The 2,301-nt window shown below is 74.1% G+C and carries 2 protein-coding genes and 1 pseudogene; 1 reads left to right on the top strand and 2 read right to left on the bottom strand.

Going from position 1 to position 2,301, the window contains the following annotated elements; all coding sequences use genetic code 11:
- Positions 1-868: IS5 family transposase (locus tag ABZ641_RS33680; protein ID WP_359988077.1), on the top strand; the 868-nt coding region annotated here is incomplete at its 5' end.
- Here ABZ641_RS33680 and ABZ641_RS33675 read toward each other — a convergent pair.
- Together ABZ641_RS33675 and ABZ641_RS33670 are read right to left on the bottom strand one after the other, a co-directional pair.
- A pseudogene (locus tag ABZ641_RS33675) lies at positions 825-1,369 on the bottom strand (hypothetical protein). The gene ABZ641_RS33680 and the pseudogene ABZ641_RS33675 overlap by 44 nt on opposite strands.
- Before the next feature lie 583 nt (positions 1,370-1,952).
- Positions 1,953-2,144, bottom strand: coding sequence for a hypothetical protein (locus ABZ641_RS33670; RefSeq protein WP_359988075.1), 192 nt, complete (start codon positions 2,142-2,144; stop codon positions 1,953-1,955).
- Positions 2,145-2,301: the final 157 nt, after the last annotated feature.

Genomic DNA, 2,301 nt, shown 5'->3' with positions numbered 1-2,301 from the left:
TCAGTGTGACTGCCTGGGGCACCGGTTCGGGAACGCGGCCGGCCACGGGGTGCGCGAGCGCCGCTATCCGACGGACATGTCCGACGCGGAGTGGGCGGTGGTGCGGCCGGTTCTGCCGGTGCCGGCCTGGCTACGCGGCCGGGGCGGGCAGCCGGAGGCCTACTGCCACCGCGCGATACTGGACGCGATCCGCTACCTCGTCGACAACGGAACGAAGTGGCGGGCCATGCCGGCCGACTTCCCGCCGTGGGACCGGGTCTACGCCTGCTTCCGCCGCTGGCGCGACCACGGTCTGGTCCGTGAGTTCCACGACCGGCTCCGTCGCAGGGTCCGCGAGCAGGCCGGGCGGGACCCGGAGCCGAGCGCGGGCGTGATCGACTCGCAGTCCGTCAAGGCGGACGCTGTCGTCGGCCACGACAGCCGCGGCTTCGACGGCGGCAAGCTGATCAACGGACGCAAACGGCACGTCGTGGTCGACACGCTCGGCCTGCTGCTGGGGGTGCTGGTCACCTCGGCGGACATCGGCGACCGCGCCGCCGCCCATGCTCTGCTCGCCCGGGTCGCCGCCGCGCACCACCGGCTGGCCCTGGTCTGGGCCGACGGCGGCTACACCGGCAACCTCGTCGAGTACTGCCTCGCCGTCCTCGCCCTGGTCCTCGCCATCGTCAAGCGCAGTGACGACATGCGCGGCTTCGTCGTGCTGCCCAAGCGGTGGCTCGTGGAGCGGTTCTTCGCCCACCTGATGCGAAGCCGCCGCCTGGTGCGGGACTTCGAGCGGTCCACCGGCAGCGCGGAGGCGGTGGTCTACTGGTCGGCGACGATGCTCATGACCCGGCGCCTTGCCCAGTCACGGCCTTCGCGAGTGTGAACCGGCCCGGCACCGGCTCGGCCAGCCACCCCCGCGCTGTCAGCCGCTTCGCCTTCGACCGCAGTGCCTCGATCTTCGCAGGCACCGGGTCCAGGCCGAAGCAGCCGGCCATCTTCTGGCAGGTCAGCGGACCTTGACCGAGACGGCCCCGGTCCGCGAGAACCTGCACGATGCGCTGGTAGTCCGCCGACAGTGCCGACCGGGCCAGGCCCGCCCCCACATCGGCACCACCGACTTCGGCTTCGCCGCCTCCGAAGACGCAGGCAGCGCGGGCGGTCCACCGCGATCCGACGGCTCCTCGGCGGCGTCCGTGCCGACCGCGTGGCCTTCGCCCAGGGACAGCACCTCGCCGACGCGCGAACGGGCGATGACCCACTCGTTCCACTCCCGCTCGGCCACGACCAGCTCGGCCTGGATCCGGTCGGCCTCCTCCCGCAGACCGTCCACACGACGGCGAGCAGTCAGCTCACGCTGTTCCAACAGCCCCACGATCGACGGCATCCCCGACCTCCACCAGAACGACCACTCGACACCTCACCACTCTCCGAAACCGCCGACCCCATGCCTGAACAGCGGAAACTCAGTCCTCAAGCCCGGAAACACAACAGCCACTGAGGCCCTTCGGGGCACGGAGGGCTGCGCGCAGCAGGGGTGACGGTGCCGCTGCGCTGCACCCGCTGCGCTGCACCCGCCGCCTCGCGTGAGTCCCCCCGCGCCGGTCGCCGGCCCACAGCCGGCCGGTCCGTTCGGCGAGCCGGGTTGCGGCGGCACCGGGACGGGCCGCAGATTTGGGCAGGGGGTCGAGTCGCCGGAGGGAAGGCCCCGTGAGTTCGCAGCCGCCGTCAGGATCGTCCGAGCCGTCCGGCCCGCCCACCGGGCCGCTGTCGGGTCCCGGGGAGGGCGGGCCGCCGCCGTCCGGGCAGGGGCCAAGGCCGCAGTCCGGACAGGGCTCGTACCCGCCCGGGCCGCCGGAGCCGCCGACCATCGCGGGCGGCCCGCCTCCCGGGCCGCCCGCGGAGCCCCCGCGGACGGTGATCGGCGAATCCGGCGACGAGCCGGGGCCGCCCTGGTGGCGAAAGCCCCGCTACATCGCCCTGCTGGCCGGGCTCGTGGTGGCGGCCATCGCCGTCGGCGTCGCGGTCGCCACCCAGGGGTCGGACGGCAACGTGGAGGTGCCGCCGGCGGCCTCGTCCTCGCCGGCCACCCCCGCGGAGTCCACCGCCGGGTCCGAGACCCCGCCGTCGACCCCGGCCCCGACCGCGACCTCGAGGCCCACCGGCTACACGACCCCGGCTCCCACGCGCACCCCCACGCCCACGCACTACACGACCCCCACGCCCACGCCCACCCGCTCCTCCTCGCCGAGGACCTCTCCGCCGGCCTCGACGACGTCCCGGGCGACCACCTCGAATCCTCGCGCCACGCCGAGTAAC

Source organism: Kitasatospora sp. NPDC007106, assembly GCF_040634455.1.
GTDB lineage: Bacteria > Actinomycetota > Actinomycetes > Streptomycetales > Streptomycetaceae > Kitasatospora > Kitasatospora arboriphila.
Note: the sequence above shows the minus strand (reverse complement) of the source record. Positions and strands in the feature narration are given on the sequence as shown.